The organism is Pseudomonas sp. K8 (assembly GCF_014889455.1).
Lineage (GTDB): Bacteria > Pseudomonadota > Gammaproteobacteria > Pseudomonadales > Pseudomonadaceae > Aquipseudomonas > Aquipseudomonas veronii.
In genome coordinates this window covers 1-693 of the sequence record NZ_VJWO01000169.1, presented here as the reverse complement: position 1 = coordinate 693, position 693 = coordinate 1, and the positions used below count along the sequence as shown (strand labels likewise).

The 693-nt window shown below is 68.3% G+C and carries 2 protein-coding genes; both read right to left on the bottom strand.

All coding sequences use genetic code 11. The annotated features are described in order from the left end of the window. Nucleotides 1-445 (bottom strand): hypothetical protein (locus tag INT12_RS30775; RefSeq protein WP_226926408.1); only part of this gene is annotated, 445 nt, incomplete at its 3' end. Further along, a partial coding sequence (locus INT12_RS30770) for a helix-turn-helix domain-containing protein (RefSeq protein ID WP_193059214.1) occupies nucleotides 442-693 on the bottom strand: 252 nt, incomplete at its 5' end. The genes INT12_RS30775 and INT12_RS30770, both read right to left, overlap by 4 nt.

Genomic DNA, 693 nt, shown 5'->3' with positions numbered 1-693 from the left:
CGCCAAGGCTGGACCAGCCCAACCATTGCAGGATGCCACCCCGCATCGGCCGAACCACAAGCTGCTGGCTGACCTCCGCCACCAGCCAGGCATCGCCAGGTTCGAGCCGCCGCAGATGGTAGTGGCGTCCCTGGTCGCCAGCGAACTCCCGTCGCCAGGGTTCTTCCGCCAGCCTGGCTGCCAGCCCGTCGGGCAGGCTTGCCGCCGTCTCATGCACCGCCATGCCCGGCAATGCCGGCCGCGCCCATCCACCCTGCGTCGCATGATGATGCAGCTGCACCTTGGCTTCCTGCTCCAGCAGCCCGTTGAACATCTGGTCCTCGACCAGATAGACGCACAGCACCACGTAGAAGCCGTACAGCACCGCCACCAGCAGCGCGAAACCGGAGAAGGCCAGCATCAGGCGGTGGCGCAGGCGACGACGCGGACGATGTGCGGCGCTCACGTGTCCGCCTCCAGGCGGAAGCCCACGCCGTGCACGGTCTTCAGCAGGGGCACCGGGAACGGTTTGTCCAGCACCTGCCGCAGGGTGTACAGGTGGGTACGCAGTGGATCGGACTCGGGCGGGCTGGCACCCCACAACCGCTCCACCAGCTCGCTTCGGGTCAGCGTTCGCGGCCACGCTTCGGCCAGGAGCAGCAGGAGCTGCAGGGCGGTGTGGTGGAGCACCAGTGTCTGCCCGTGTCGCTGCAC